Annotated in this window: 20 protein-coding genes; 7 read left to right on the top strand and 13 right to left on the bottom strand. The window is 60.7% G+C overall.

The features are described from left to right. Nucleotides 1-12 precede the first annotated feature (12 nt). The 3 genes from QA649_RS03585 to QA649_RS03595 all read right to left on the bottom strand — a co-directional run bounded on the left by QA649_RS03585 (nucleotide 13) and on the right by QA649_RS03595 (nucleotide 4,600). On the bottom strand, nucleotides 13-882 hold the full coding sequence (locus QA649_RS03585) for a DNA modification methylase (RefSeq protein ID WP_283022997.1): 870 nt from the start codon (nucleotides 880-882) through the stop codon (nucleotides 13-15). Nucleotides 883-1,106: 224 nt separating this feature from the next. Further along, on the bottom strand, nucleotides 1,107-2,438 hold the full coding sequence (locus QA649_RS03590; protein WP_283022998.1) for a DNA double-strand break repair nuclease NurA: 1,332 nt from the start codon (nucleotides 2,436-2,438) through the stop codon (nucleotides 1,107-1,109). Next, on the bottom strand, nucleotides 2,435-4,600 hold the full coding sequence (locus QA649_RS03595; protein ID WP_283022999.1) for a DUF87 domain-containing protein: 2,166 nt from the start codon (nucleotides 4,598-4,600) through the stop codon (nucleotides 2,435-2,437). The genes QA649_RS03590 and QA649_RS03595 overlap by 4 nt, the downstream gene beginning before the upstream one ends. A gap of 402 nt (nucleotides 4,601-5,002) precedes the next feature. On the opposite strand from QA649_RS03595, the gene QA649_RS03600 reads away from it, so the two are divergent. Then, nucleotides 5,003-5,200 (top strand): hypothetical protein, encoded by a 198-nt coding sequence (locus QA649_RS03600; RefSeq protein WP_283023000.1) that lies wholly within the window; start codon nucleotides 5,003-5,005, stop codon nucleotides 5,198-5,200. Between the two features lie 444 nt (nucleotides 5,201-5,644). On the opposite strand, the gene QA649_RS03605 is transcribed toward QA649_RS03600, so the two are convergent. Together QA649_RS03605 and rpmB are read right to left on the bottom strand one after the other, a co-directional pair. Next, nucleotides 5,645-6,985, bottom strand: coding sequence for an AAA family ATPase (locus tag QA649_RS03605; RefSeq protein ID WP_283023001.1), 1,341 nt, complete (start codon nucleotides 6,983-6,985; stop codon nucleotides 5,645-5,647). Nucleotides 6,986-7,187: 202 nt separating this feature from the next. Then, nucleotides 7,188-7,496: a 50S ribosomal protein L28 gene (gene rpmB / locus QA649_RS03610; protein ID WP_283023002.1), complete on the bottom strand. Its 309-nt coding sequence runs from the start codon at nucleotides 7,494-7,496 to the stop codon at nucleotides 7,188-7,190. 518 nt (nucleotides 7,497-8,014) lie between these two features. Here rpmB and QA649_RS03615 point away from each other — a divergent pair. Then, the gene (locus tag QA649_RS03615) at nucleotides 8,015-8,875 is read left to right on the top strand and encodes a DUF3108 domain-containing protein (protein ID WP_283023003.1); all 861 of its coding nucleotides are present in this window, start codon (nucleotides 8,015-8,017) and stop codon (nucleotides 8,873-8,875) included. A 420-nt stretch (nucleotides 8,876-9,295) separates the two neighbouring features. Here the strand turns inward: QA649_RS03615 and QA649_RS03620 are convergent, their stop codons facing one another. Beyond that, a complete protein-coding gene (locus QA649_RS03620; protein WP_283023004.1) occupies nucleotides 9,296-9,523 on the bottom strand; it encodes a hypothetical protein in 228 nt (75 codons plus the stop codon). A gap of 121 nt (nucleotides 9,524-9,644) precedes the next feature. Between QA649_RS03620 and QA649_RS03625 the strand changes: the two genes are divergently transcribed. From QA649_RS03625 to QA649_RS03640, 4 genes are all read left to right on the top strand, one after another. Next, the gene (locus tag QA649_RS03625) at nucleotides 9,645-13,049 is read left to right on the top strand and encodes a helicase-related protein (protein ID WP_283023005.1); all 3,405 of its coding nucleotides are present in this window, start codon (nucleotides 9,645-9,647) and stop codon (nucleotides 13,047-13,049) included. Between the two features lie 52 nt (nucleotides 13,050-13,101). Next, entirely contained in the window at nucleotides 13,102-13,332 is a 231-nt protein-coding gene (locus tag QA649_RS03630; RefSeq protein WP_283023006.1) for a S4 domain-containing protein, read from the top strand. 132 nt (nucleotides 13,333-13,464) lie between these two features. After that, the gene (fdxA, locus tag QA649_RS03635; RefSeq protein WP_018643465.1) at nucleotides 13,465-13,803 is read left to right on the top strand and encodes a ferredoxin FdxA; all 339 of its coding nucleotides are present in this window, start codon (nucleotides 13,465-13,467) and stop codon (nucleotides 13,801-13,803) included. Nucleotides 13,804-14,148: 345 nt separating this feature from the next. Next, a complete protein-coding gene (locus QA649_RS03640) occupies nucleotides 14,149-14,934 on the top strand; it encodes a CarD family transcriptional regulator (protein ID WP_080648072.1) in 786 nt (261 codons plus the stop codon). 102 nt (nucleotides 14,935-15,036) lie between these two features. Here QA649_RS03640 and QA649_RS03645 read toward each other — a convergent pair whose 3' ends face one another. Continuing rightward, nucleotides 15,037-15,408, bottom strand: a complete 372-nt coding sequence (locus tag QA649_RS03645) for a helix-turn-helix domain-containing protein (RefSeq protein WP_283023007.1) — start codon at nucleotides 15,406-15,408, stop codon at nucleotides 15,037-15,039. 108 nt (nucleotides 15,409-15,516) lie between these two features. Between QA649_RS03645 and QA649_RS03650 the strand changes: the two genes are divergently transcribed. Beyond that, nucleotides 15,517-16,221, top strand: coding sequence for a glutathione S-transferase family protein (locus tag QA649_RS03650; protein WP_283026244.1), 705 nt, complete (start codon nucleotides 15,517-15,519; stop codon nucleotides 16,219-16,221). Nucleotides 16,222-16,260: 39 nt separating this feature from the next. Here QA649_RS03650 and QA649_RS03655 read toward each other — a convergent pair whose 3' ends face one another. From QA649_RS03655 to cyoB, 6 genes are read right to left on the bottom strand one after another with little or no spacing between them, the layout of a single operon-like run. Next, on the bottom strand, nucleotides 16,261-16,794 hold the full coding sequence (locus QA649_RS03655) for a response regulator transcription factor (protein WP_283023008.1): 534 nt from the start codon (nucleotides 16,792-16,794) through the stop codon (nucleotides 16,261-16,263). Beyond that, a complete protein-coding gene (locus tag QA649_RS03660; protein ID WP_283023009.1) occupies nucleotides 16,784-18,184 on the bottom strand; it encodes an ATP-binding protein in 1,401 nt (466 codons plus the stop codon). The genes QA649_RS03655 and QA649_RS03660 overlap by 11 nt, the downstream gene beginning before the upstream one ends. Then, complete coding sequence (locus QA649_RS03665) at nucleotides 18,156-19,004, bottom strand: SURF1 family protein (RefSeq protein WP_283026245.1); 849 nt, start codon at nucleotides 19,002-19,004, stop codon at nucleotides 18,156-18,158. Before QA649_RS03665 ends, QA649_RS03660 begins: the two co-directional genes overlap by 29 nt. Continuing rightward, entirely contained in the window at nucleotides 19,001-19,381 is a 381-nt protein-coding gene (gene cyoD / locus QA649_RS03670) for a cytochrome o ubiquinol oxidase subunit IV (RefSeq protein ID WP_283023010.1), read from the bottom strand. The genes QA649_RS03665 and cyoD overlap by 4 nt, the downstream gene beginning before the upstream one ends. Beyond that, the gene (gene cyoC / locus QA649_RS03675) at nucleotides 19,378-20,007 is read right to left on the bottom strand and encodes a cytochrome o ubiquinol oxidase subunit III (protein WP_283023011.1); all 630 of its coding nucleotides are present in this window, start codon (nucleotides 20,005-20,007) and stop codon (nucleotides 19,378-19,380) included. Before cyoC ends, cyoD begins: the two co-directional genes overlap by 4 nt. Then, nucleotides 20,008-22,005 (bottom strand): cytochrome o ubiquinol oxidase subunit I, encoded by a 1,998-nt coding sequence (cyoB, locus tag QA649_RS03680; RefSeq protein ID WP_283023012.1) that lies wholly within the window; start codon nucleotides 22,003-22,005, stop codon nucleotides 20,008-20,010. Nucleotide 22,006: the final 1 nt, after the last annotated feature.

Below are 22,006 nucleotides of genomic sequence, written 5' to 3' on the forward strand. Positions count from 1 at the left end.
CAAAATAGAAGTTCATTTCCTCGGCGTAAGGATGATGTCCACTTCGCCGGCTTTGTGCCATTTCCTCTGAAATAGAGCAGTCTGAGTTGCGCCCTTGGCAATGTCAGCTTGGAAAAAGAGGTTATGTTTTGGCCACAACTCGGTCAGGATATCGAGAGTCGTTTCGAAGGTGAATCGTCTGGCGTCTGTCCTGACGTAGATCGTCGCAGTGTCTTTGCAATGACGCTTAGTTTCCTCAAATACATCCAACAGCAGTTCCTCGTACTTCTCGGGATCGGCGTGCCGCGCAGCAGCTCTGTAGCTCGGTAAAGAGGGGCCGCCAAGCATCCACAAACGAATCCAATTGTCGTATTCGTAGTTTGTAACTCCAAAATAAGGCGGCGAAGTTAGGACTAGATCCGCATCAAACTCCGTTTTACGGGGAAGAATATCGCGGGCATCTCCCAGCTCGACTTCCCCGCGCCCGCGAGTGCAAGGAACTCCAGCTCTGTATCGCCAAGCGAGCTTTTTCTCGAAGAAGTTCACTATGTCTATGTCTGGTGGCTTTAGCCGGCGCTGCTTCCACCAGTTCACTGCGTAGTCGGGAGACATAGATTTTGACTGTCTCATTTGATTGGACAGACCCTCACCAAGCTTAGCGTGAAGGTGCACCAAAATGATTGCCATAAGGGTGCGATCAACCTTTCGCGCACGCCAGTCCAAGTTTCTCCGGGCAGACTTGAGAAAGCTTAGGACCTTCGGATGCCACGCATGTGCTTGGAATTCATTCTCGGGCTGTCGGTCCCATCCGCTGGACTGGGCAACGATCTCTTTCGTTCGCTTTAAGAGCAGGCCCGCATTCTTGCATGGATCCAGCTTCGCCGAAGCATAAATCCATGCCACTGGGTTGGTATCTGTGCCAAATGCTTCTCTGCCTGAGGCTGAGGCTACGAATGTTGTTGTGCCTCGTCCGCAGAACGGATCTAACACTCGGCCGGAAGGTGGACAGTGCCGTTCGATGCTCTTGCGGACAAAAGAGATCGGAAACATAGCATAGTAGGGCCCAAGGCCGCACCAACGTCCCTCCGGGCTGGACAAAGTCCAATCGTCTGCACTGTCGCGCGTTGTCATGATAAATTGAAGAGGCTCCGCAGAATTTCGGCGCCTTGTTTAAGTGGTATGGCTGCGTGTGCGTGAGCTCTAACGAGTGGCATAAAGCCGTCTTCGTAAAGGTAGGTCGAAAGATGGTCCAACACGTTGAGAGCGTCTCCAAGCCGCGGAAAAGCGCTTGGAGACGTGTTGTGAAAGTCGGTTCCTTCGCTATTCACAATCGCTGAGTTTAGTACGGCGTGACTTCCATTTGCCGTCTTGTACAAAACCTTTCGGCCAAAATACGTATCAATCCCGGAGGGCTTGGCGTCCTCGGGGCGGAATACAATATTTCGATTTATGTACTTGGCGTTCGGAATGATTACTGTTTGGCTGTCAAACTTTGAGCGCGGTCCTCGTTCATCTGTCCAGTCAATATCGGAGAAGTGGGTCATGTATTGTCCACTCTTCTCAATTCCAAAGAGCAGTAAGTCGCAACCGTTGTGCTTGAGCGACTTTGCGCTGATCCGTTGAATCTCTCTTTGTACGTACGGCGCAATCCATGCGGGCTGTCCGAAAACTGCTAGGGGGCCGTCGAGAACAAATGCGCAGTTCTTCAGATAGTGGATCCGCTTTTCGTTCTCGAAATACCGTAAGATGTTAATCAGCGAGAGGACTTCAGTCACTCGTCTAACTTCACCATGCACTTCCCCATTTGATCCAAGTTCATTGAATCTTTCATGGAAACGAAGAGCGTCAGTTTCGAAGAGCGTCTGCTTGCGCTCGCAGTCGCACTTGTAGCTTCCCGTCCCCGATTTGTATTTCTCTTTACAATCAACGATCGGGCAAGCGATGTCTGCTTGCCTGCCGACAGTAATAGCGCGCAATGTTTCCAGAAGCGTTTCATGGGCCGGATCGAGCGTCCCACTTAGAATATCCTGAACAGTGCTCCGAAAAAACGTTACGGGAGCGTCTCCAGGAGCTCCAACGCGAACGACGTTGGCGCCGGGTAGTACCCCATCCAGAGTCGTCGCCTTATCCATATCGTTGAAGACGCGAGGAGAGGGGATTTCGTGAGGAACAATGCTGGCTAACTCCGTGATGTCGATAAAGACGACGGATAGCATAAGTATGCTAGCTTCTGCCCCAGGGAATCCGTTCTTGACCTTGTGCGTTAGGGTGGATCCATCAATGGCGACGACGCGGATAGGGAGCCATCCGTTGCGGGCCACTTCAACGACAGGCGGTGTGTCTTTTGTTGCTGAGTTGTCCTTAGTTTCAATCGTTCCTTCAAAATCGTGAATGGCCTTGCTACTTTGTAGAGCAATCAGGCCTTCACCGGTCTCATGTTGTATCCCAGTCACGGTCATTTCGCCTTTACAAGAAAGCGGTTGATTTGAACTGGCACGATGTATGGATTGCTTAGCGTCCGCATGCGTAAAAATCCCGCATCGGGGACCTGCAAGATTGACGGCACGAAGTCGTCAAAATCGTAGTATTTTCGAAGCTCCTTTGTTTCGTCGGCGTTATTGAGGTGCGCAACGAACCAGTTGTCCGTGTTCTTCATAATGTTCGACTGGATAGAGGACGGTTCCTGAGTCGCGTAGACCAGGCCAATTCGGTACTTGGATCCTTCCTTCGCCACGCGCGACCAAATATTAGATACGTCTGTGGCCGCGTTGGGAGGTAGCAAGTTGTGCGCCTCCTCTGCGTAAACAAGGATATCAGGCGGTGGTATCAGATTCCCATCCTTGTCTTTCTTTGCCGCGACAAACTCTTGTTTCTGCCGGTTGAAAATGACCCACATTATACGTTCGGCCGCCGCTCGATTCATGTCGGGGTCACCGAGTGATTGGTCGAAGATCACAAGCTTGCCGGCTACCAAGTCGTCCATCACACTTTGAGCGTAGTCACCGACGCTTCCCGGATCGTGTTCGTCTTTTGACGCTCTTAGGGCGTTCACTCCATTAGCGTATTCAAAAATGGAGAGGATGCCTGTGAGCCGCTCGTCGTGCCAAGAGCGGCCGTCGTGCTGGGACGCATAATCTGAGTTGAAGTGGTCGTAGCCAGAGTGCTTGGTGTCTTGAATAAAACGTCGCAAGCTTTTCATGAGCTCAACCGCTTCATCCCAGCTGACTGTCTCCTTTTTGATGATCGTCGCTGCTCTTACATACATGCTTGCGTCGGACGAACTTGACTGCTCAAGCGCTTGAACGAGCTCTTTGGAGAAGAGTCCTTTGAGGAGGGCCTTTTTCACTGCGTCGGGAGGGGCAAAGCCAGCAGCGCTAAGTGCGGCGCGATAAGCCAGTAACGCTCTTTGAAAGCGTGTTGCGCTGCTCTGATCCAATACTACCGGGATATCTAGTGAGGTGTTGCGGAAGTTGGCGATGTACTTCGAGCTGTCACTTGCTATTCGCCCGTCTATCAGCATCTTGCCTACGAGAAGCGGTTCAAGGGCCTTCGACAATTCGTCAGCGGTTGACGATTTTGAGACGAACCCGCCAAAGAAGTTCACCTTCACAATCGTTCGCGCTGGGTCATTGGGATGCGGGGCAAGTCCGTAAGTTGCGACGTCGGAGTGCGCTGCGTTGGCAGTGTGCAAAACGATGTTCTTCAAACAGGCAGCGTTCTCTTCGCTTCCGTCCTGAGTATTCTCGTTTGCGTACTCGCCGTTGACGTCAAACACTAGCTGCCCGATTAGGCCTTTCTTCTTGTCCTGCTCTCGCAGCCTAAATACGCTGCTAGCTATCACCTTCGTTGTGTTCGACTTTCCCGTCCGAGACATGCCGAACAATGCGGTTCGCCGAGCAATTAGATCCGTCGGATCGAGTTCGACTTGTACGCTATCGCCTGCGGGGTCAACCAATCTTTCCGAGGAAGCATAGCGAACTCGCCCAATTGGGACTCGCTTGCCGCTCAGTGGATGCGAGTCGTCCCCTTTCGTTTTTTGGAAGTTGACGATTTGAGCCAAGGCCGCGCCGAAGGGCTTGTACACCTTTAGTCCACGGCCAGAGTAGAAGTTTGAAACGTCCGCTCCAAAAGAGAGCTTCCATTCCGATGGTTTCGTCTCCTTCATTCGGAATGTGCCCAGTAAGCGGCATCGAATTCCAGCATATCGCAGCTGATTGAGTGTGAATTGATCTATCTTGCCTTGCGCATCCCACATCGCATCTTGCGTGGCAACGCGTTGTCCAGCCAGGAATCGGTTTAGATCCGTCTCGGACGCATTGGGCAATCGTGCCTGTCCAGTTACTCTTAGAAGTAACAAGTTGGAATCTTCGTCCAGAGGTGCAGCGGCCGCTCCAGGAGATAAGCGGGTTGCAAGCAGGAAACATCCTAACGCCAACCCTCCTACCTTCTGTCGAAGATGATCATGAATGAGAAGTTCACATTCGGAGAAGTCCATCTTGATGAGGTCGCCGACATTGCCCTGCGCCGAAATCAGCGCCGTCAGATCCTGTCCCGATTGGTCTGCCAAGTGTTCTGCGTACTTGGCTGCTTCATTCGCCAAGGGACCTTTGTTTTTCGTCATCGAACTCCCTCCCAATATCTTTTGTTCTCAAAATCAAATCAGATTATATGCGCCGTTCCAGAACGCATCGTCCTTCGCCATCGCTGAATACATTGCTGCTCTCCATCCATTGGGCGCGGAACGAAGCGCGGCGCCCTCTTGGTCGTGAAGATAGTCTCTCACCAGCGCTGCGCCCTGAGCACTCGCGCGGAGGCAGTTGATTTTGATCTCTGCCAGAGATGCGCCCGCGTTCATTGAGTAGAGGGGACCGAGGTTTAAGACTCGGAAGTGAGTCGTAGCCCGTGTGACCACTATTGGCGGGGCGTTCTTTGGGGAGGCGATAGAGTACCGGATAGAGACGTATGGTTGATATGCAATTGTTGCTGAGACCAGGCGGTATTGATCCCAATCATCGAAATATGGATGAAAGACATAGTCGCCTTCATCTGGACTGTGATGTTCGTTCTTGTCGAAATTGCAGTCGCGGCAGGTCGGTACAAGGTTAAGCGGGACAACCGCAAGCTCAGGAAATCGACCCTTTGGAAGATAGTGGTCGAGAGTTCGTACTCGGCCAATCCCGCATTGAGGGCAGATGCTTTGCTGCGCCAGCTGCATGATTGAATCGTAGGTGGGGCGTTCCCTGCCATCTCGCAAAACTCTCGCGTAGAGTTCGCCGAGCTCTCTGTGCGGTGCAGGGAAAGGATAGAGCTCTGTATCAGTAAAGGTGTTTAGGGCGGAGTTCTTCGCAAGTTCCTCGTACTCGTTCGCAAGAACCTCGATAGTTGGCCCGCATGCCAACAATTGCGCCCGAAGGTGAGCATTTTGCGTTCTTTCAGCGCAAGCATCGAACACGGCCCTTGGGGCTAGGGCGGCAGGAGTTAAACGCCTCATTTCGAATTTTCGTTGTTTGGAATTAGAGCTAGGATTATTGAGCGAGCTTCGGTGCCTAGGCGTTCGCCAAATCTGTCGCGGACTTCTTCGTAGCTCGCGGAAGGGCCGATCGATTTGATGAGATCGCTTATGAGCGAGTGATGGCCGCTTCGCGCAACTTCAAGTCCAAAGACCTCATGAGTAAGAAGCCCAATTGACTCGCCAAACGTCTCCATGGAAGGGCGAGAAGCTGAAAGGGAGTGACCACTCCGCGAAAGAATAAAGACAGCATTCGCGGGGTAATTCTTGGAGAACCACCGGCGAATGGGTCGCGAGGATGGCGACTCCGTTGCGAGCAAGTAGTAGTTCCGATAGCGCACGGATAAATGACCCTAGAAGGGGTGGATGCAAATGAGCTTCGGGTTCGTCAAACAGGACTAGAGTACGCTCTCCCACTGTTTCGACGAGCCGCACCATTGTCAGCAGAACTAGGCGGTGGCCGGCACTTGCTTTGGAGTAGATGTCCTTGCAGGCGTCAATGAGCGAGTCGTCCGGATTTTCCGATAGCGCCCCAAGTCCTAAGCTATCAAAGCCCGGATCGCTCGATAGGGTCTTGATCGCCCGTTTCCAGGATGAAAAGCGAGAACTCCTGATACACAAGTCAGCGCTTGAAATGAATTCGCTTACGAGCTCACCGAGCGTCTTAAGGCGCGGCTCGTCGAAAGATCGAAGGCCAATGTAGTCGTATCGAACGTCGAGAGGTTCTTCACCTGTACCAGACGGGATTCGAAAGTCATCGAATGCACTGAAGCTGACGCTAACCACGTTAGCGAAGCCGCCTGGCGAGGCATCTTCGCTGGATACGTGTAGGAATTTGCCGATCTCTGGACGAGCTTGCCTTAAATTAGAGGATAAGCATACGGCTTCGGCCATTCGGCCGAGGAGAGTTGTTTTCCCTACGCCATTGCGGCCGATAATTGCGTGCACATTAGTTGGGGGAAGGCTTCGTGGTTCGACCAGAAAGTCGAGCGTCGTGCTCCCGCTATCCGGATTGAGGCGATAGTGAAAATTAAAGCTTGTTTGCTCGTACTCATTATGGAGCAATTGACGAAAGCGCGTGAGGGTCGATTCCTTAACGCTGCGCAGAAGGGATGTTTGGAACGCTTCCTCAGAAAAGAATTCCTCGAATATTGCTTGAGACCAAACAACGTCTCGAAGTTGATCAAGTATGCGATACCCCGCACCTGAAGGTAGCGAGCGGATCGTCTCGTAAAAAGATTGGTCTTGTCCGAGGGAGCAGTAGTCTGGACTTAGATTGTCGAAGGCCTGAGGGATTCCCACCGGCCCGGTGGTCATCCCCCGCTTAATAATTTTTACTTGGCCAAGCTTAACGAGCTCTCCCGACTGGGTTGAGTAAGTGGCGTGAAACAATGTCTTGAATGTGTAGTCGTCCCAATTATCGCGTTCTAGAAAAACGTGATCTGTTTCGCCCCGATTTGGGAAGAAGCTCCTAGCCACGACAGAAAACGTTGCCACTACCAAATCATCCTAGAGCTTGCTGCCGACTCTCAATCTTGCAACCATAAACTGAAACTGAGTGAAGTCTATCGTCTCGGCATACCCTCCTTCCCACAAACAAAAACGGCCGGATCTTCCGATCCGGCCGTAACGCAAAACTCTACTGGCTAAGCCTACGCCACGCGACGCTACTTAGCCCCCGCCCTAACGGTAAATCTTTTTAGCTGGCCTTCTTCGCCGGTGCGGCGGTGCCGACCTTCTTCTGGATGGCGCGCTTCAGCTCGAGGGCGCGCGGCGACAGGGCGTCGGCGTTGGCCTTGAGCAGGAAGGCGTCGAGACCGCCATTGTGGTCGACGCTCTTGACCGCGTTGGTCGAGACGCGCAGGCGCACGTTGCGCTCCAGGGCTTCCGAGATGAACGTCACGTTGACGAGGTTCGGCAGGAAGCGGCGCTTGGTCTTGATGTTGGAGTGGCTGACCTTGTGGCCGACGAGGGGGCCCTTGGCCGTCAGTTCGCAGCGGCGAGACATGTCACAAATCCTTTAGTTCGAGCCCCAAACGAGTTGCGGCCGCCATCCGGGGCGCCACAGGGGCAAATTCTCTGTCCTTGCAGGGAGCGGGCGGACGTATAGGGGGAAGGGGCGGGTAGTCAAGGATTTGGGCGGTCTTTTCGCCTCGCCCCGCGTGCGGGGAGAGGCCGGAATGCGCGCGAATAGCGCGAATTCCGGGTGAGGGGGAGTCTCCGCGGGGGTGGGGGCGGTTGGAGGCCCCAAGTTGCCCCTCCCCGGGGAAAGTCCCCCTCATCCCGACCTTCTCCCCGCACGCGGGGAGAAGGGGAAGGGACCGCGGAGGTAGCGGGGAGAGGTGCGCCCCCGCGTCACACCCCGATCACTAAAACGGCAATGATTGAAGCGCCTTACCATCACATAAAGGGCGCATTCGCGACCGAGATATCCGGTGGAGTTCCGCTGCCTTCCGGCCCGGACACATTGTTTGCTGCGGTTTTTGGCTTAAGTAACAACCGTTCGCGCCCCGATTGGACCGTTTCGTGCTCAAAACCTCCCGACGACTGCCCCGGCCGCGCGCCGGCCGGCTGGCTTTCGCCGCCTTGTGCGGCCTGGCGCTGGCGTGGGGCGCCGAGCCCGTGGCCGCGCAGGGCAAGCTCGAGGCGCAGTATGAGGCGACGCTGGCGGGCATTCCCGTCGGCAAGGGCGCCTGGAACATCGACATCCAGGACGACGTGTTCGCAGCCGCCGCCAGCGGCGGCACCACGGGGCTGCTGAAGTCGTTCGCGGGCGGGTCCGGCACCGGCGCCTCGCAGGGGCGCGTCGTCAACGGCGCGCTGGTTGCGACCGGCTACCAGGCCTCCACCACCACCTCGAAGAAGACGGAAAACATCCACATCACCCTCGACAAGGGCAATGTGAAGGAGTTCGGCATCGAGCCGGAGCCGCCGGTCGATCCTGACCGCATCGTCGTCACCGACGCGCATCGCCGCGGCGTCTGGGACCCGATGACGGCCTCGCTCTTGCGCGTGCCCGGCACCGGCGATCCTGTTACGCCGGAAGCCTGCCACAACGCCGCGCCCGTGTTCGACGGCCGCATGCGCTACGACCTGAAACTCGATTTCAAGCGCATGGAGACGGTGAAGGCGGAGAAGGGATATCGTGGCCCGGTCGTGGTCTGCGCGCTCTATTTCGTGCCAGTCGCCGGCTACATCCCCGATCGCCCCGTGATCAAATACCTCGCCGCCCAGCGCAGCATCGAGATCGCGTTTGCTCCCGTGGCAGGCACGCGCATCCTGGTTCCATTCTGGCTGAAAGTGCCGACCCCGCTGGGACCGGCGATGCTGGAAGCGACCAGCTTCATCACGTCGCCCCAGCCGCCAAGGGTGGCGAAGACGCAGTAATCTTACCCTCCCCTGGAGGGGGAGGGTCGATCGCGCGCAGCGCGAGCGGGATGGGGTGATCTCTCCGCACGAACAGTTCCCGTGAGGAGAGATCACCCCACCCCGACATCCATTTCGCTGCGCTCAATGGCTGCCGACCCACGGGCGAGCTACGCTCGTCCCGGCCCTCTCCAGGGGAGGGTAAGAAAAGCGTGTGAATTCAATGCTCCGCCTACTGTGCATGGGGTTGTTTTCGCCCTTTTGTTTTGGCGCCCCCGCTTCGGGAATCCATTTGACTCCGCCCCGATTCTGATTCGACTCCGCGCCGTCCCCAATTTTAAGGAACCCGCCATCGAAACGTCACTTGTGCGGCAGGGCAAAACTCCATCTAGTGCGCAACTAAGACGAGTCCCGCGACATGTGGCGTGAACGGAACAGGACTCAACGGGGAGTCAGCGATTCGGCCGCGATTCGTTCTAGAGTCGTTCCGAGACTTAAAAAGAACGGAAAAAGCGTCGCAAAGTGAGACAGTTGCGCGAGGTTTGGGGAGCCTGCTCCCACACCCACGGTGTCATCGCCCGGCTTGACCGGGCGATCCAGTACGCCGCGGCGGTTGTGGTTGAGCGGAAAGGCCGCGGCGTACTGGATGCCCCGGTCGAGCCGGGGCATGACAGCGGAGTGCTCGGTGGCCGCTCCGCGTTCGGACAGATGGCTGACACCTCGCAAGTCGCCTCACCGCCCCAAACAGCACTGACATTCGCCCAAATCGGCACTACCTAATCCCCCAGACATGGCCTTCTCTCCCTCCCCCTTCGCCTCCGAGCGCGCCCTTCACGATCGAGTGCCTGGCGCGGGCGTCACTGCGGTGCTCGGGCCGACCAACACCGGCAAGACCCATCTCGCCATCGAGCGGATGCTGGCGCATCCCTCAGGCGTCATCGGGCTGCCGCTGCGCCTGCTCGCGCGCGAGGTCTACAACAAGATCGCCGCGCGGGTCGGCAGCGATGCGGTCGCGCTGGTGACGGGCGAGGAGAAGATCAAGCCGAAGAACCCGCGCTATTGGGTCTCCACCGTCGAGGCGATGCCGCGCGACCTCGATGTCTCCTTCCTCGCCGTCGACGAGGTCCAGATCGCCTCCGACCTCGAGCGCGGCCATGTCTTCACCGACCGCATCCTCAACCGCCGCGGCCGCGACGAGACGCTGCTATTGGGCGCTGCGACCATGCGCCCGATCATCGAGCGCCTGTTGCCCGGCGTGTCCATGATCACGCGCCCGCGGCTGTCCACTCTCGAATTCGCCGGCGATCGCAAGATCACGCGCCAGCCGCGCCGCACAGCGATTGTCGCGTTCTCGGCGGATGAAGTCTACGCCATCGCCGAGCTGATCCGCCGTCAGCATGGCGGCGCCGCCGTCGTGCTGGGCTCGCTCTCGCCGCGCACGCGCAACGCGCAGGTCGCGATGTTCCAGAACGGCGACGTCGATTATCTCGTCGCCACCGACGCCGTCGGCATGGGCCTCAATCTCGACGTCGACCATGTCGCCTTCGCCTCTGACCGCAAGTTCGACGGCTATCAGTTCCGCCGCCTGACGCCGTCCGAATTCGCGCAGATCGCCGGCCGCGCGGGACGAGCCACGCGCAACGGCACCTTCGGCACCACGGGCCGCTGCGCGCCGTTCGAGCCCGAGCTCGTCAACGCGCTGCAGAACCACACCTTCGACGCCGTGAAGATGCTGCAATGGCGCAATTCGAAGCTGGATTTCTCCTCGCTCGGCGCGCTCCAGGTGTCCTTGAACCTGGCCCCCGGCCACGAGGCGCTGACGCGCGCGCCTATCGCCGAGGACATGCGCGTGCTCGACCACGCCGCCCGCGACGTCGAGGTGCGCGATATCGCGCATGGCAAGGCCGCCGTAGAGCGGCTCTGGGAGGCCTGCCAGGTCCCCGATTACCGGAAACTGTCGCCGGCCGCCCATGCCGAGCTGGTGACCACGCTGTACGGCTTTCTGATGCGGAAGGGATGCATTCCCGACGCCTGGTTCGCCGCCCAGGTCGAGCAGGCCGACCGCATCGACGGCGACATCGACACGCTGTCGGCCCGGATCGCGCAGATCCGCACCTGGACCTTCGTCGCCAACCGCCCGGACTGGCTGAAAGACCCCGAACGCTGGCAGGGGGTCACGCGGGAGGTCGAAAATAAATTATCGGATGCGCTCCATGAACGCTTGACTGAGCGTTTCGTTGATCGCCGGACCAGTGTATTGATGCGCCGCCTGCGGGAGAACACGAGCTTGAATACTGAAATCGGCAAGACCGGCGAAGTCATCGTCGAAGGCCATGTCATCGGCCGCCTCGACGGCTTCACCTTTGCACCGGATGCGGCGGAGGCCGGCTCCGATGCGAAAGCCTTGCAGGCTGCAGCGCAAGCGGTGCTCGCCGGCGAGATCAACACGCGCGCCGAAAAACTGGGCAACGCGCCGGACGACCAGTTCGTGCTGACCTCGGAAGGCATCATCCGCTGGACCGGCGACGCGGTGGCGCGGCTGTCTGCCGCAGAGGACGCGCTGCATCCGCGCATCCGCATCATCTCGGACGAGCGCCTCACCGGCGGCCCCCGCGAGAAGGTGCAGGCGCGGCTCGACCTCTGGGTCAAGACGCATATCGAGAAGCTGCTCGGGCCGATGTTCGAGCTGTCGAAGGCCGAGGATGTCACCGGCATCGCGCGCGGCATCGCCTATCAGCTGGTCGAGGCGCTCGGCGTGCTCGAGCGTCCCAGAATCGCAAACGAGCTGAAGGATCTCGATCAGCCCTCGCGCGCGACGCTGCGCAAGTACGGCGTCCGCTTCGGCGCCTATCACATCTATTTCCCCGGCCTGCTCAAGCCCGCCGCGCGTGCGCTCGCCGCGCTGCTGTGGGCGCTGAAGCAGGACAATGTCGATCTGTCGTCGCTGTCAGGCGCGCAGCATCTGGCCTCCTCGGGCCGCACCTCGTTCCCGGTCGACAAGGCCCTGCCGCGCGATGCCTATCGCGTGCTCGGCTACAAGCAGGCCGGCGAGCGCGCCGTGCGCGTCGACATCCTGGAGCGTCTTGCCGACCTGATCCGCCCGGCGCTGGCCTGGCGCGAGAACTCGGCCGGTGAAAAGCCCGCCGGCGCATTCGACGGCCGCAGCTTTGTGGTGACGCAGGCGATGACCTCGCTCACAGGCTCCGCGGGTGAAGACTTTGCGTCCGTGCTGCGCGCGCTCGGCTATCGCATGGAGAAGCGTCCGCCGCGTCCGGTGAAGCCCGCAGCGCCCGCTGCCGAGACGGTCGCCGCCGAGATGCCGCCCGCCGAGGGCAGCGCGGATACCTCGACCGAGACCGCGGCGGAGGCCGTTGCAGACCTGCCGGAAGAGGCGGCTGTGTCCGCCGAAGCCGTCACCGTCGAAGACGCGCCCGGCATGGAGCAGCACGACGAGCCCGCTCATGAGGAGCCGGCGCTCGAAGCGTCTCCCGAAGCGCCCGTCACGCCGGAAGATGCCCCCGGCATCGCGCCACCGGCCGAAGAGGCCGCTGCGCCGGTTGACGCGGCTCCGGCCGAGATTGTGGCCACGGAAGCCGCCGCATCGCCCGATGCCGCCGCGCCGGTTGAGGCCGCAGCGACGCCCGCCGAGCCCGAGCTGATCGAGGTCTGGCGTCCCGGCGGCCGTCACGAGGATCGCAAACCGCGCCACGAGCGCCATCGCCACCAGCGTCACCACAACCAGCCGCGTCCGCAGGCCGGTGCCGAAGCCGGCAGCGCGCCCGCGGAGGGCGAGGCTGCGCAATCAGCCGATGGCGAGAAGCGCGGCGAGCGTCATCGTCACGGCGGCGGTCATCGTCGCGATGGCGGCAAGGACTTCCGCAAGCCGCGCGAAGGCGGCGAGGGCGGTGAGCGCCGCGACGATCGCAATCGCAGCTTCCAGGGCAAGGACCGCGATAAGGATCGCGATCGCAACCGCGACAACAAGAAGTTCGGCGGAGATCGCGACAAGGGCCGCGACAATCGTGGCCGCGACCGCGACAAGGGCCGCGATCGTCGCGACCGCGAGTCGGGTCCCTCGCTGCGTCCCTACGCCTCGAGCGCGAACCCGCGCGAGCGCGATCGCCCGATCGATCCCAACTCGCCCTTCGCCAAGCTCGCGGCGCTGAAAGAGCAGCTGTCCGGTCGGAAGGAGTAAGCCCACGACCACCGAGCGGCAGCGCCTCGACAAATGGCTGTGGCACGCGCGGGTGGTGAAAGCGCGCACCTCCGCGGCCGAGTTGGTCGAGTCCGGCCATGTCCGCGTCAACGGCACCCGTGAGAAATCGCCCGGCCATGCGATCAAGATCGGTGACGTGATCACGGTGGCACTCGATCGCACCGTGCGCGTGCTGAAGGTGACGGACTTCAACGAGCGCCGCGGCGATGCTGCCTCGGCGCGCGCGCTCTACGAGGAGCTGAGTGAAGCGAAACGCAATTAATTGCGCTTCGAATTCATTTCTTGGTCGATCAAACACACAAAGCCGTCATGATCGGCCTTTCCCGACCTTGCGGCGCCGGGCCATCCGCGCTACGCAAGCCGCGACTTCTAAAAGAGCTTTTCGGAGCGTTGGATGACTTACGTCGTCACTGAAAACTGCATCAAGTGCAAGTACACCGACTGCGTCGAGGTCTGCCCGGTCGATTGCTTCTACGAGGGTGACAACATGCTCGTCATCCATCCCGATGAGTGTATCGATTGCGGCGTGTGCGAGCCGGAATGCCCCGCCGACGCCATCAAGCCGGACACGGAACCGGGCCTGGAAAAGTGGCTCCAGGTCAACGCTGACTACGCCAAAAGCTGGCCGAACATCACCCAGAAGAAAGAATCACCCGCCGACGCGAAGGAATTCGACGGCATGGAAGGCAAGTTCGAGAAATATTTTTCTCCGAACCCCGGCTCCGGAGACTAATCCAGGCTCAAACTTAACCCTAATACCTTCGTTGCGGCCGAAAACCAGCCCTCAAGACCCCTAAATCATTGATTTTTGCGGGAAATGTGCTATATTGGGCACATTAAGCCGAACCCTCGTCAGCCCAGTTGGCCCCGCCGGGTTCCCGTGAAACCAAATGTCGAACAGGGGCGTGGCAGTTTCCGCGCGCAGGCTGTGTCACAGAAAACGCGTAAAAAGAGTACTTCAGCGAGGGCTTCCCATAAGGAGGCCAAAAAAGTCGCCGCGGCCAGCCGTAGCGCATCCAAAGGTCGGACCGCGACGAAGGCGCCGGCTGCAAAGTCCTCGAAGAACAAAAGAAGCGCAATGCCTAACAAGACTGCCAAGCCGGCCGCGAAAGCGACCGTTTCCAAGCCTGTTGCTGCCAAGGCTCCCGCTGCCAAGCCCGCGCCGAAGGCCCCTGTTGCTGCTGCTCCTGCCAAGGCTCCCGTTGCTGCCAAGCCGGCCGCAAAGCCCGCTGCTGCGCCGAAGGTCGAGGAAAAGAAGGTCGTGACCCAGCGTCAGGGCTTCAAGGCCAACGAATTCGTCGTCTATCCCGCTCACGGCGTCGGCCAGATCCTGGCCATCGAGGAGCAGGAGATCGCCGGCGCGAAGCTCGAGCTGTTCGTCATCAACTTCATCAAGGACAAGATGACGCTGCGCGTTCCGACCGCCAAGGTCGCCAACGTCGGCATGCGCAAGCTGTCCGAGCCCGCGCTGGTCAAGAAGGCGCTGGAGACGCTGAAGGGCCGCGCCCGCGTCAAGCGCACCATGTGGTCGCGCCGCGCCCAGGAGTACGAAGCGAAGATCAATTCGGGCGACATCGTCGCGATCGCGGAAGTCGTGCGCGACCTCTATCGCTCGGAATCGCAGCCCGAGCAGTCCTACAGCGAACGCCAGCTCTATGAAGCGGCGCTCGACCGTCTGTCCCGCGAGATCGCGGTGGTGCAGCACTCGACCGAGACCGAAGCGGTCAAGGAGATCGAGGCCCAGCTCGCCAAGAGCCCGCGCCGCAACGCCAAGGCTGAGGCCGCCGAGGGCGAGGCGGATGCCGAGGGCGATGCCGACGATACCGATGGCGACGACACCACCGTCGCCGACGAGGCTGCGTAAGCGCCCCCGTCGATTGCAAGAGATCAAAAGCCCGGCCGCTCGGCCGGGCTTTTTGTTTGCGAGCGATACCTGTCGTCGTTCGGCATGTTGTCCCGGCGAGGATCAAATCCGGGGCGGGCTTGGTGACGAACCGACAGGGGGCTCCCGGCCTTCTCTGCCGGCCAATGGCTCAACTGTCGACCACCAGTCACCTAATGCGTCGATCAACGGCACGAGCGTGTGACCGGCCGCGGTCAGGTCATACTCGACCCGCAGCGGATATCCGTCGAATTCGGTGCGGGTCACGATACCGGCATCCTCCAGCTTGCGAAGCTCGAGGGCGAGCATCCTGTGCGAGATGGCGGGATTGTCTCGGCGCAGGTCGCTGAAGCGCTTGGTGCCCTGCTTCAAATAGTAGATCAAAAGCGTTGGCCAGCGACCGCTCAGAATCTGCATCACCTCCTCGATGGGACATCTCGAAACGAGATCTTTCATCGGCGACTCCCGGTTACAAAAAAGTTCGTAATTTACTTGATGCAGCGAGTGACTAAAGGTCCGGCATCGCTGCGCAGCGTGATCGTCAGAAATCACGGAGAATGGATGATGGACCCAATTCTAATCTACGGCTTCCCGATGGGAAGCTCCATGGGGCTCGTTGCGGCTCTCGAATGGCTGGGCAAGCCATATCGGCTCTGTCGGGTCGATATGTTGGGTGAAATGCGGAGCCCGTCATATGCCCGCATCAATCCGCGACATGAGACGCCCGCGTTCATTACGGATGAAGGCGCGGTGCTGACCGAAACCATGGCGATTGCCGCCTGGCTCGAAGCCAGGGACGTCGAACGGCGCATCAGCTTCGATCCGCAGTTGCCGCAAGCCGATCGAATGCATCAGCTCATGGCGTTCGTGAATACCGGCTTTACCGGCGCCTTCGCTCCGATATGGGCCGCAATGGAAGGGGAAGCGATGGAGCCGGCAACGAAGTCCGCCTTGCGCGAGTTTGGCAGAAAGAAGGTGATTGAGCGCCACGACAAGCTCGAAGGGATGGTCGAAGCGGGGGCATTCCTGCTCGGCGACAGGCCGACGCTGGCCGATGCGCTGCTGGCAGGCGTGGCGCGCTGGCTCGACTTCCACGCCGTGGCGGAGCGGAGCCGCTGGCCAAAACTGGCGGCGCTGCGAGAACGCCTCGAGGCTGACCCTGCCGTCGTCTACGCGACTGCCCTGGAGAACGGAGATACCTATCCGGGAGCAGGATTCTGCGCAGGTCATATTGCGCCCGCCGACGTCATTGCGCGGTTCGGCAAGTAAGCGTCACGCGAGCAGCAGGAGGGGCGCTATTCGCCCCTCCTACTTCACCGGTCGCTTCTCAAGCTTCCTTGCCAGCGTCCTGCGATGCATCCCCAATCGTCGCGCCGCTTCAGAAATGTTGAAATCCGTCTCGATCAGCGTCTGGTGGATGCGCTCCCATTCCAGGGTCTTGATCGAGGTCGGCCGCGCATCGAGCGCGACCTCGGCGTTGCCTTCGGCCTTGTGGAAGGCGGCCTCGATGTCGTCGGTGTTCGACGGCTTTGCGAGATAGTGGCAGGCCCCCAACTTGATCGCTTCGACGGCGGTGGAGATGCTGGCAAAACCGGTCAGCACCACGATCAGCATGTCCTCGTCATGCGTGTGCAGCAGCTCGACGCAGGCGAGCCCCGAGGCACCGCCGAGCTTGAGGTCGACAACGGCATGGCCGAAGGTGCGCTCCTCCAGCACCTTGCGCACCTCGTCGATCGAGGCGGCGATCACGACCTCGTAGCCGCGGCGCTCGAACGAGCGCTTCAGCGTGCGCGCAAAGCCAGAATCGTCCTCGACGACGATGAGCGAACGGTCAGGCGTCAAAGCTGCCTCCGATCGCGAGCGTTGCGAGCGGCAGCGTCAGGCGCACCGTGGCGCCGCGCTTCCTGTGGTTCTCGGCGGTCACGCTGCCGCCCAGCTTGCGCACCACATTCACCACCAGGAACAGGCCGAGCCCGCCGCCAGCGCGGCCCTTGCTCGAGTGGTAGGGCTTTCCGAGCTGCGCCAGCATCTCCGGCGCAAAGCCCGGACCGCGGTCGGAGATCGACAGCACGAGATTGTCGCCCTCGCGCTCGGCCACAAGCTCGACCCAGTCGCGCGAGACTTCGTATGCGTTGTCGAGCACGTTGAAGATGACCTGCTTCAGCGCGACGTCGGAGACGATGGCGACGTCCTCGCCAAACGTGTTGACGAAATAGAGCGTGCGCGCCGAACGGGCGTCGCGCCATTCGTCGACCAGCGCGGTGACGAACGCCGTCACCGTCGTCGGCGAGGAGCCTTCGCCGCGGGCCTCGCCCGCCGATACCAGGATGCCTGTCACGATCGACTTGCAGCGCTGCAGCGAGGTCTCCATCTCCGCGAGGTCCTCGGCGAGCTCCTGCTTGGCGGCAAGATCTGGCATGCGGCGCCAGTCGCTCAGGATGACCGAGAGCGAGGCCAGCGGCGTGCCGAGCTCGTGGGCCGCGCCGGAGGCCAAGAGACCCATGCGGACGATGTGATCTTGCTCGGCGGCATGCTGGCGCAGCGCCGCCAGATGCGCGTCGCGCTCGCGCAGGTTCCTGTTGATGCGGGTCACGAACACGACGAGCAGCACGGCATTGAGCATGAAGCCGAGCAGCATGCCTGTGACGGTGAGGCTGTAGGTCTCGCTGATCGGGTTCGGCGGCAGCTCGAGCGGTCGATACGCCAGCGTCAACCAGACGAAGCACGCGCAGGTCAGCGCCACCAGCGACCAGGTCGATCGCGCGTCGAGCAGTACGGCGGCCAGCGTCACCTGGAGCAGGAACAGCGAGGTGAAGGGGTTAGTTGCGCCGCCGCTGAGGTAGAGCTGCGCGGTCAGCGCGGCGACGTCGAGCATCAAGGCGACCAGCAGCTCGTTGCTGGAGATCGCGGCGCGATGGCGCACCCAGACCAGGCTCGAGACGTTGAGCAGCACCAGCGCGCCGATCACCGCACCCATTCGCTCCAGCGGCAGCGGGATGCCGAGCCAGAAATGCACGCCGCCGATGGTCACGATCTGGCCCACCACCGCGGTCCAGCGCAGCTGGATCAGCAGCGCCATGTTCTTGCGGTTGGTCTCGTCGTCGGTGGGCGCAGCGCCGATCAGCTCGCTGCGCGTATCCGCCTGCGATTGCAGTGTGACGGCCAGTCCCCCGCTTTGGGCGAGCGTCTGTGTTTTTCCGTCGTCAGGCCTGTTCGACGATCGTTCCAGCATCTGATCCCGTCCTGCGCGCGGCGGTATCAGGGCCGCCGGCCGGTTCGTGGACGAAGCGCCCGTGGCGGAACAGCCCGCCGCCGAATGTGACGAACAGTTTACCGGCCAGCATGAAAGCCAGGGCAAACCACGTCAGCGCATAGATCAGGTGGTTATTGGGAAAGCGGATCACGGTCAATCCGCCGATGGGCGCGCCGGCGCTTTGTGATCCGACGTCAGCATCGACAAAAAACGGTGCGACCTCTTGGAGGCCGCGTGCCGCCGCGATCGCGGCGACGTCCCGCGAGTACCAGCGGTTGTGCTGGGGAACGTTGTTGCGCAGAAAGCCGCCCTTCGGCTCCGTGATGCGCAACAGGCCGGTGATTTCGACCGGGCCCTCGGGATTACCGGCCTGGCGCGTGGATGCGTCGCGCCGCTCGGTCGGCACGAAGCCGCGGTTGACCAGAACCAGCATGCCATCGGCGCGCTGAAGCGGCGTCAGCACCCAATAGCCGGGGCCTTCCTCGGTCACGGCCTGAACCAGCGTCTCGCGGTCATGCAGGAAGCGGCCACGGACACTGACGTGCCTGTATTCGTCGCTTGCGGCGGTGATTGTGGGCCAAGCCGCCGGCGCGGGGATCGGCTGGGCCGGGGCATGGACGCGCTGCTCGACGCGGTCGATCAGCGCCAGCTTCCAGGCGCGGCGCTCGATCTGCCAGACGCCGAGGGCGATCAGAAGTGCAAAGGCCGTGAGCGAGAGGACCGTGAGCCACAAGGACAGGCGCGCAGCCTTTCGGGGTGCGCCCATTGCCTCGTTCGTCACGGTCCCGGTATCGCTCACTTCATTCCGCTCATCTGGTGGATGGGCATCATGTTGCTGTTGAGGTGGCTCATCACCCACAGCGAACCGGACAGCGCGATCACCACCATGACGATGGTGAAGATCAGCGCCATCATGGTCCAACCATTCTCGGACTTGGCGTTCATGTGCAGGAAGTAGACCATGTGCACGACGATCTGCACGACCGCGAAGGCCATGATGACAAGCGCGGTGATCTGCTTGCTCGGCAGCACGCCGCTCATCACCAGCCAGAACGGGATCGCGGTGAGCACGACCGAGAGCACGAAGCCGAGCATGTAGCCCGAGAACGTGCTGTGGGCGTGGCCGCCGTCGTGGTGATGATCGTGCGCGCCGGCTGCGTGGGTATCGGTGCTCATCGCAGAACTCCCAGGAGATAGACGAAGGTGAAGACGCCGATCCAGACCACGTCGAGGAAGTGCCAGAACATCGACAGGCACATCAGGCGGCGGCGGTTGGCCTCGATCAGGCCGAATTTCCCGACCTGCACCATCAGTGTCACCAGCCAGATGATGCCGCAGGAGACGTGCAGGCCGTGGGTGCCGACCAGGGTGAAGAAGGCGGACAGGAAGGCGCTGCGCTGAGGGGTGGCGCCTTCATGGATCATGTGGGCGAACTCGGTGAGCTCGATGCCGATGAAGGCGAGACCGAACAGGCCGGTGATTGCCAGCCACATTTGCGTCTGGGCGACCTTGTTCTGCTGCATCGTCAGCATGGCAAAGCCATAGGTGATCGACGACAGCAGCAGCATCGAGGTGTTCACCGCGACCAGGTCCAGGTCGAACAGGTCCTTCGGCGCGGGTCCGGCGGCGTAGTTGCCGCCGAGCACGCCGAAGGTGGCGAACAGCATCGCGAAGATGAGACAGTCGCTCATCAGGTAGATCCAGAAGCCGAGCGAGGTGCTGTAGCCTTCCGGATGCGGGTGTTCGTCGGCGAGATAGAACAACGGCTCGCCGGTTTGCGAGGGATTGACAGCAACAGTCATTTACTTGGCTCCGGCGAGCAGTTTGGTGCGCGCGTCCTCGGTCCGGATGACGTCTTCAGCCGGAATGTCGAAGTCGCGGTGATAGTTGAACGTGTGGCCGATCCCGACGACCAGCATCGCGAGGAAGCTCGCAGCCGCCAGCCACCAGATGTACCAGATCAGGCCGAATCCCATCGCGGTGGCGAGGCCGGCGAGGATGACGCCGGTGCCGGTGCTGCTGGGCATGTGGATCGGCCTGAACCCGGTGAGTGGACGCTGGTAGCCGCGCTTCTTCATGTCCCACCACGCGTCATTGTCGTGAACGACGGGGGTGAAGGCGAAGTTGTAGTCCGGCGGGGGCGAGGACGTCGCCCATTCCAGCGTGCGCGCGTCCCAGGGATCGCCGGTGACGTCCTTGAGTTGCTCGCGCTTGAGCAGGCTCACCGCGAACTGCATCAGCATCGAGAGGATGCCGAGGAAGACGAGGAAGGCACCGATCGCGGCGATGACGAACCAGATCTGCAGGGACGGATCGTCGAACACGCGCAGGCGGCGGGTCACGCCCATCAGGCCGAGCACATAGAGCGGCATGAAGGCGAGGTAGAAGCCGACGACCCAGAACCAGAACGACAGCTTGCCCCAGAACACATCGAGCTTGAAGCCGAACGCCTTCGGGAACCAGTAGTTGATGCCGGCGAACGCACCGAACACCACGCCGCCGATGATCACGTTGTGGAAATGCGCGATCAGGAACAGGCTGTTGTGCAGCACGAAGTCGGCCGGCGGCACCGCGAGCAGCACGCCGGTCATGCCGCCGAGCACGAAGGTCAGCATGAAGGCGATGGTCCACATCATCGGCAGCTCGTAGCGGATGCGGCCCCGATACATCGTGAACAGCCAGTTGAACATCTTCGCTCCCGTTGGGATCGAGATGATCATCGTGGTGATGCCGAAGAACGAGTTGACGCTGGCGCCCGATCCCATCGTGAAGAAGTGGTGCAGCCACACCAGGTACGACAGGATGGTGATGACCACCGTGGCGTAGACCATCGAGGTGTAGCCGAACAGCCGCTTGCCGGAGAAGGTCGAGGTGACTTCCGAGAAGATGCCGAAGGCCGGGAGAACCAGGATGTAGACCTCGGGGTGGCCCCAGATCCAGATCAGGTTCACGTACATCATCGGGCTGCCGCCGAAATCGTTCGTGAAGAAGTTGGTGCCGACGTAGCGGTCGAGCGAGAGCAGCGCGAGCACGACCGTCAGAACCGGGAAGGAGGCGACGATCAGGATGTTGGTGCAGAGCGACGTCCAGGTGAACACCGGCATCTTCATCATGGTCATGCCGGGGCAGCGCAGCTTGACGATGGTGCAGATCAGGTTGATGCCGGATAACGTCGTTCCGACGCCGGCGACCTGCAGCGCCCAGATGTAATAGTCGACGCCGACGTCAGGACTGTAGCCGATGTTCGACAGCGGCGGATAAGCCAGCCAGCCGGTGCGGGCGAACTCGCCGATGAACAGCGAGGCCATCACCAGCACCGCGCCGCCGACCGTCATCCAGAAGCTGAAATTGTTCAGGAACGGGAACGACACGTCGCGGGCGCCGATCTGCAGCGGCACCACGTAGTTCATCAGGCCCGTGACCAGCGGCATCGCCACGAAGAAGATCATGATCACGCCGTGGGCGGTGAAGACCTGGTCGTAGTGATGGGCGTTGAGATAGCCTTCGGAGCCGCCAAAGGCGAGCATCTGCTGGCCGCGCATCATCAGCGCGTCGGCGAAGCCGCGCAGCAGCATCACGATGCCGAGGATCATGTACATGATGCCGATGCGCTTGTGGTCCACGGTGGTGAACCATTCGCGCCAGAGGTAGCCCCAGAGACGGAAATAGGTGAGGCCGGCGAGCAGCGTGGCGCCGCCGAGCGCGACCACCGCGAAGGTGCCGACGACGATCGGCTCGTGCAGCGGCAGCGATTCGAGGCCGAGCCGGCCGAAGATGAGCTTGAGAAGATCAGGAGACATG

Origin of the sequence: Bradyrhizobium sp. CB1717, assembly GCF_029714325.1 — a bacterium.
GTDB lineage: Bacteria > Pseudomonadota > Alphaproteobacteria > Rhizobiales > Xanthobacteraceae > Bradyrhizobium.

Excerpts from the sequence above, each read along its gene's own strand:
- QA649_RS03590 (WP_283022998.1), bottom strand. The coding sequence starts at position 2,438 with ATGACCGTGACTGGGATACAACATGAGACCGGTGAAGGCCTGATTGCT.
- QA649_RS03595 (WP_283022999.1), bottom strand. The coding sequence starts at position 4,600 with ATGACGAAAAACAAAGGTCCCTTGGCGAATGAAGCAGCCAAGTACGCA.
- QA649_RS03600 (WP_283023000.1), top strand. The coding sequence starts at position 5,003 with ATGAAAGACATAGTCGCCTTCATCTGGACTGTGATGTTCGTTCTTGTC.
- rpmB (WP_283023002.1), bottom strand. The coding sequence starts at position 7,496 with ATGTCTCGCCGCTGCGAACTGACGGCCAAGGGCCCCCTCGTCGGCCAC.
- QA649_RS03620 (WP_283023004.1), bottom strand. The coding sequence starts at position 9,523 with ATGCCCCGGCTCGACCGGGGCATCCAGTACGCCGCGGCCTTTCCGCTC.
- QA649_RS03625 (WP_283023005.1), top strand. The coding sequence starts at position 9,645 with ATGGCCTTCTCTCCCTCCCCCTTCGCCTCCGAGCGCGCCCTTCACGAT.
- fdxA (WP_018643465.1), top strand. The coding sequence starts at position 13,465 with ATGACTTACGTCGTCACTGAAAACTGCATCAAGTGCAAGTACACCGAC.
- QA649_RS03640 (WP_080648072.1), top strand. The coding sequence starts at position 14,149 with ATGCCTAACAAGACTGCCAAGCCGGCCGCGAAAGCGACCGTTTCCAAG.
- QA649_RS03645 (WP_283023007.1), bottom strand. The coding sequence starts at position 15,408 with ATGAAAGATCTCGTTTCGAGATGTCCCATCGAGGAGGTGATGCAGATT.
- QA649_RS03650 (WP_283026244.1), top strand. The coding sequence starts at position 15,517 with ATGGACCCAATTCTAATCTACGGCTTCCCGATGGGAAGCTCCATGGGG.
- QA649_RS03660 (WP_283023009.1), bottom strand. The coding sequence starts at position 18,184 with ATGCTGGAACGATCGTCGAACAGGCCTGACGACGGAAAAACACAGACG.
- cyoD (WP_283023010.1), bottom strand. The coding sequence starts at position 19,381 with ATGAGCACCGATACCCACGCAGCCGGCGCGCACGATCATCACCACGAC.
- cyoC (WP_283023011.1), bottom strand. The coding sequence starts at position 20,007 with ATGACTGTTGCTGTCAATCCCTCGCAAACCGGCGAGCCGTTGTTCTAT.
- cyoB (WP_283023012.1), bottom strand. The coding sequence starts at position 22,005 with ATGTCTCCTGATCTTCTCAAGCTCATCTTCGGCCGGCTCGGCCTCGAA.